The organism is Myxococcus virescens, assembly GCF_900101905.1.
Taxonomy (GTDB): Bacteria; Myxococcota; Myxococcia; order Myxococcales; family Myxococcaceae; genus Myxococcus; species Myxococcus virescens.
Genome location: NZ_FNAJ01000030.1, coordinates 40,710 through 46,884, shown reverse-complemented (window position 1 = coordinate 46,884; position 6,175 = coordinate 40,710). Strand labels below are relative to the sequence as shown.

Annotated in this window: 4 protein-coding genes; all 4 read left to right on the top strand. The window is 64.0% G+C overall.

Going from position 1 to position 6,175, the window contains the following annotated elements; all coding sequences use genetic code 11:
* The first annotated feature begins 802 nt into the window (after positions 1-802).
* The 4 genes from BLU09_RS37095 (at position 803) to BLU09_RS37080 (ending at position 6,063) form a co-directional block, all read left to right on the top strand.
* On the top strand, positions 803-1,042 hold the full coding sequence (locus tag BLU09_RS37095) for a hypothetical protein (protein WP_090495873.1): 240 nt from the start codon (positions 803-805) through the stop codon (positions 1,040-1,042).
* Between the two features lie 701 nt (positions 1,043-1,743).
* Positions 1,744-2,667, top strand: a complete 924-nt coding sequence (locus BLU09_RS37090) for a DUF429 domain-containing protein (protein WP_090495872.1) — start codon at positions 1,744-1,746, stop codon at positions 2,665-2,667.
* A 22-nt stretch (positions 2,668-2,689) separates the two neighbouring features.
* Positions 2,690-2,914: a 50S ribosome-binding protein YggL gene (locus BLU09_RS37085; protein WP_090495871.1), complete on the top strand. Its 225-nt coding sequence runs from the start codon at positions 2,690-2,692 to the stop codon at positions 2,912-2,914.
* A 1,790-nt stretch (positions 2,915-4,704) separates the two neighbouring features.
* Positions 4,705-6,063 (top strand): hypothetical protein, encoded by a 1,359-nt coding sequence (locus tag BLU09_RS37080; protein WP_143043269.1) that lies wholly within the window; start codon positions 4,705-4,707, stop codon positions 6,061-6,063.
* Positions 6,064-6,175: the final 112 nt, after the last annotated feature.

Genomic DNA, 6,175 nt, shown 5'->3' with positions numbered 1-6,175 from the left:
GACCGGGACGTCTCAGATCATGAACCACGTGTTGCTCACGACAACGTCGGCGAACTCGCTCCTGACCGTCCGCAATCCCGCCGGTAACTCACCGGCACTGACGATCACGCCTCTCGCCGGCGGAACCCGTGCTGTCTCCGCATCGCTTCTGATCAAGCAGATCCAGTAATCGGAAGTGCCAGAGAGGCCATTCGATACGCTCGAGTAGCCTCTCTGGTGTAGTGAAGGTGTCGCGGACGTCTTGGGCGAACGTCGCGGCCTAATTCGGCCTCGGATGATTGAGTCGAAGTCCAGGGCGAGCCGAGAAGATGGGGCACCGCTTGGCTTGGGGCCGGCGCGGTAGTAGCCGAGTCCTACGCGAAGCGCGCACTGGAGTTGCGTCATCTCGTCGAAGAGGAGGTTGTGCATGGCGCGCTGGCACAACGCTCGCCAGAGCCGCTCGCTTAGCTGAAGTTGCGGGCTGAAGGTAGTCGCCGATACAAAGTCGGATGAGGAGAGCGCCGCAGGGCCCGGTGTGCCTACCCAAGATTCGGTCGCTGCGTTATGGGGGCGTCAAGGCCAGTCGCGCAGTGCGTCACTGCGGATGAGCGAGGCGCGCGCGCTGCGGCAACATCTTTCCTGCCCCAGGGGCAACTGCGCTCGCCGGTTAAAGCTCGCGCGGCCCCGCGTATTCTCGCGAGCGTTTCGAATATCTCGAATTCGGCTGTCCTTCCGCCCCAAGAGGACTTGCTTCACCCCGAAGCAAGAGCGTGTATGTCTTTCGCGAGGGGCAACGACGCCCACGCAGAGCGCGAGGACGACGATGAAGATTAAGAGCACCACCGCCTTCCGGGCCTACACCACCATGCGCGCGAACCAAGCCATCGCCACCAAGCGCTTCATCGTGAAGTCGGTGAACAAGGACGGTTCTATCAGCCGCATGGCACCCACCAAGACTGCTTGGCAGCTCAACGCGTTCGAAGAAGCCGATGCCGCCGAGGCCCGCCGCGTAGAGCTTGAGCGGCTCAATCCCGGCTCGCGCTTCGCGGTCGTCCCGCTCTGACGTCCCTGGGGCCGCGCAGGCTCGCGTGCCGCCGCCCAGCGCGCTGGGCCCACGTGAAGCCCGACGAGTCGTGCCTGCCCCAACCTCAGTCCTGCGCCACGAGCGCGTCAAAGCCGCTTCCAGCAGAGCGTCAAGGCGGGTGAGCGAGGCGCGCGTGCTTCGCGCGCCCCTGCTCTGCGAGGAAGCCTGAAGTCATCGCCACGCTCATGGCCACGCCAGCTCGATGTGGAGAAGCGGGCTCGCGGGCATCTCCACCTTCGCGGTTCGTGCCTCGCGGAAGGCTTCGCCCAACACGCCGATGGCCGGGGGCGCGCGCCTGGTCGTCCGGTCAGTAGGGGCTCTCCGTCTGCACACGTAGGTGGCTCTGCACCCGGCCGGCGAGCATCGGCATCTGCTCCTCGACATTGGAACGTGGCCGCTTCGCGCCGCGCGGCAGCATCGTGCGGAGGTATCCGTCCAGGGACCTCCCCCACTATACGGTGCGCGGCGCTCGCCGCAGCATCCGCCTGGATGATGAGGAGCTTTCCCTTGCCGGTCCCTTTGCGGTGAGGCACGAGGCAAAAGGGGGGCGCGTGCTGGCGGGCGCGCCGCTCTCCCCACCACGGTGCCAAGCGAATCGCTCTGGACCACGTCGGCGGCAGCGGCGAGAACTGGAGCGTCATGGTCCCGTTGGTCTCCTTCGCCGCGCGCTCGAGGTCGAGATGATCGTCGGCGTCGACTTCGGTGCGCCGCAGCGGACGCGCGACCAGCGGCGGAAGATCATCGCCGTCGTCGCGCACTCGACGGGCTGGCACTCCTACCGCATCGACGCGACCGGAATGAACGCTCGGCTCCTCGCGGGTGAGCCTCCGGGCTGGAGCGCGAAAGAGCTCGTCGACGAGTTGGTGGCCCGACCTGCGCGCGTCGTCGGGTTCGACTTCCCGTTCTGCGTTCCCCACGCGCTCCTGCGCGACCCGAAGTTCGCCTCGGACATCGGCTACGAGCACGGCGCGTTCCTTGGCTGGCGCTCGTTCAACTGGTGGATCGCGCAGCGCCTCCCGCTCACCGACCCGCTCGACTTCACGCCCTTCGCCCCGTGGCGAGACCGCGCCGAGCGCGCGCGGCTCTGGACGAAACGCGCGACGGACATCGCCGCCGGTGGGCAGCCGCCGCTCAAGGACAAGTTCCAGGCGACGTTCCAGATGACGCTCCTCGGGAACGCGCTGCTCTCGAAGCTGTGGGCGTCGCACCAGTACCGCGTGCTGCCGTTTCCAGGCGGTCGTGGTGCTGGCGAGATCATCGAGGTCTACCCGGGCGCGACGCTACGAACGATGGGCCTCGCGAGCTACAAATCAAGGCCCGACGAAGCGGTGCGTCTCGGCATCGCCGCGTGTGCCGCCGCAGGCATCAAGCTCGACGTCGATCTCCGGCTCGTCGCCCTCGCGTGCCGCTACAGCTCGGGCACCACGAAGAAGCCCGACTACGATGTGGCCGACGCCTTCGTCGCGCTCTGCACCGCCATCCTCCACGCGGAGAACGGCTGTCGCCCGGTCCTCGCGCCCGACCCGACGTGGCAGGAGCGGCTCGTGAAGGAGTGGGAGGGCGCGATCTGGGTCCCTACCATCACGACGAGCGCACCGGCGTAGGCGGCTGCTACGGTCCATCGCGGTGAACAAGCGGCTCCGCAAGAAGAAGCGCGTCGGCGAGTTCAAGGAGCTCGGCTTCGAGCTGCTCGGCTACCTGCGACCCGGCATCTCCTCGCTGCAGGGCTTCGGATTCTCGGGCCGGCCGACGAAGAAGGGCATGAACATGAGTCGCATGGGTCATCTCTGGGCCGAGCTGATGCCCCGTGTGCCTAGCCGAAATTGGCTCGCCGCGTCACGAACCTGTTGAGGTGCGCGCGGGCCGGTGAGTTCATGTAAGCGGCGAAGGAGCAATGGAGAGCGGCAGCGGGGCGTACCAATCTGCTGCTGCGCGCGGCCTGGCTCGACACCTCCTACGGAGGCCTGCCCTCGCAGGCCGTGGACGCCGGCCGGGCGGGCCGCGAGGGGGGCCCACGGGAGCCCCACGGGCAGGCCTCGTTCGTCCCAGGTTCCGCTCACATTGAAACCATGCGACTTTCACCTACCTCAGCGCGTCGCCCGTGAGCCCCCGTGGACCGCTGCGCCACGCACTCACTGTGAAGTGGACGCCGGCAGATCGAAACCATGGACGGGAGGGTACCCACAGTGTAGTTTGCGGATATTCAATCGGCCCCCGATTGAAGGGCTCGCCCAGTCCCTCTTCGAAAACGCTGGATATTACTCGGCATTCGGCCCTCAGAGAGTTTGAGTCCTCTCAGAGAAAGCCGAGAACGAGTTCGCGCAGGGCTTCATTCGGGGAGCTGAACGAAGGGCCCTACCAACTGGTAGGGCCCTTTTGTTTTACATGGGCCTCGCGATGAAAATCGCGGGGCCTTCGTGCTTAAGCCCCTGAATCACAAGGGATTTTGGCTCGCGGTGATGAAGAGGGCGCTCTTGGCTCTCACCTTCGCAGAGTGAAATGCACCCTCTTCTCCGCCGCCGAATGGGCTCTCCGGAGCGCTCTTTCACCCGGTTTGGGGAGAGAGAGGCCGAGAGTGGTTAACAGTTTTGTTAACCACCGCAGGCAGCCGATTCTGACAATCCAGGGCTTTCGATGTCGTACCTTCCAGGGTTACGTCATTTCCCTCTTTCAGAATGACGAATCGGGCCACCTGTTAATCGAGAGAGCGAAACGCGGCTAACAGTTACTGGGTACTCGCGATTTCGTCGCGCGGCGCAGACTCTCCGAGGCGGCTCTCAGATTGTCTCGGCCGCGCTTTTCGACCGCCACGGTTCTGTCCCCGTCGTTCTGCTCGTCTCCTCCCTCGGCGCATGCCCTCGACAGGGACTCCGGACCGAGAATGCAGCCTGGAAGGCTCCGCGCACTCCACACTGGTGAGCGCTCCCGGCTTACATTGGTCCTTGTCCGTACTGGCCTGCTCCACCCCTTGCGGAAGGCCGTCTCGGTCAGGTCCAGGTCCCGCGCTACCTCCACGGCGAACTTGCCCTCCTCCAGCCCCAGGTCCACCGCCCCTGCCTTGAACTTCGGGGGCTGAAGCTACGCGGCTCCCGCCTCCTATTTTCGCTCTCCACGAGCGAACGCCCTTCCATCATATCCAGGGTGCCCACGGAAGCGGGGCACTCTCACGCCGAGGGATTCGGAAGGGCTTCCTCGACTTCTGACCGCTCAGGACGGCAGGTATGCCGACGCGCTCACGCTAGAGCACATTCGCTCAGCGCTGGGTGAGGACACCGTTGTCACAACGGCCTCAATGCTGGTGCGTCACAGCGCTATCTCTGCCTGAGGGGAACGGGCACCGTCTCGTTCGTCTCCACCGAGTCTGTCGTTGGCCACGGATTCCACCTCGTGAGAGACCTTGGCCTTGTCGATCTCGCCGACGAAAGCACCACGAGTCGGCCAATCACACCGACCGCGATTTCTAGCACAGGAATTTCGACTCCGCCGTGTCTGCCGTAGGCATTGCACTGGGAGTGAGCCCAGCACAGGTGCACTCATTGCTCGGTGAGCCCAAGACGAAAGAACCCGGACTTTGGAGTTACCTGCACGAAAGCAAGGAGACCTTCAACAACGAGGCTCTTGACCTTATATGATGGGTCAAGGTGCGCATCCTGAATGGTCGCGTGGTCGCGCATCACGCCTTCGAGACAGAGACCAATCGAAGAGGAGCGCGATTCATGCCAACGGAACCGAACCTCGACGAGATACTCGCTCGTTGGCGAAAGCGCGCGACGCAACTCTCCGCGTCCATGAGGTTCGACCCGGCGCTGGCCAACGAAGCCGCGAGTGTGGTCCAACATGCATTTGGGGCCGACTGGCTCGCGCGTCGGGCAGTCGTGCGGGACAGTGGCGACGCGTGGGGAAACCGCGCACACGAGATCGGCACTGCGTTGGCACGGGCCGATGCGAGTGGCGTGGCTCTCGTTTTGGAGATGTCCGCGTACCTCAAGTTCCTCGCGCCGCTCCCGTCGTACGCCAGTGTCATTGCCGGATTGAAGGAGGACTTTCGGACGACGCTGCTGCAGCTCTCATTTGCGTATCGGGTCGAAAAGCTGGGCTCAGCGCGCGTAGTGCTGGAACCACCGGTTCAGGATGGACGCCTTGGTGATGTGGGCTTCAATCTCGCTGGTGAGGAGTTTGTTGCGGAGTGCTACGTGCAGCGAGCCAGCCCCTGGAGTACCTCCAAAGAGGGAATGTGGCTCTGTCGAAGGATTCCCAAGCTGCTCGAACAGCACGGGAGACATTGCGTGGCAATTGCCATTCATCTGAAGAAGCCGCTTGATGCACGAATCCGAAAGGAACTCCTGCGGGCAGTGGAGCGCCTGCTCATGAGCCTGGCTCGGACCAGCGGAGCGACGGGATTGGAAGCCACCAACAGCTGGACCGTCTCTGTCATGCCGACGGTTCCGAACGGGGAATTCTTCGTCCACCCGGAGTTCCCGAGAGACCTCGGAGAACCTCTCATGGGGATGAACCAGCGCAGCATGTCTCGCGCACACGTTCTGGATGTTGTGGCCAATCCGGCGGTCCCGCTCCGGCCCAGCAGCCCTGTCGAAACTCGCCTTGTGATTTGGGCTGAGGATTCGGACGAGGCGGAGCACTCCATTTCTCGTGACCTGAACCGACCGCTCTCCAGGCTCGCCAAGCGACTTCGAACGAAGACCGCTCAAACACGCAGCCCTGGCGTCGGTCGAGTACTCCTGTGCGAAAGCTGGGTGGCTGACCAGTTGAAGCGGGCGACACCAGAGCAACTCCGGCGCTTCAAAGCGGAACTCTTTGGCCCATCAGGTTTCATCGGGGCGCTCCTGTTCGTTGGGCGAAGCTGGGACGAGCGGGCGTTTCGACACAGGTGCGCCTTCACGCCGCTTCAATCAAGTCCGGCTGATCCGCGCTGCGAGAACCTGATTGGCGCTTTGGTCGAGGCAGAGCGCGTGACGTTCATTCCCAGTGCTGGCACTTAGTCGTAGAGCAACTCGGCCTACTGCAACACAATTTTCATCGCGCCATCCTGCTTGTCGTTCGGGTGGCCGGACTTGCGCACAGTGCGCTTCACTGCGGCGCGCAGCTTGGCTG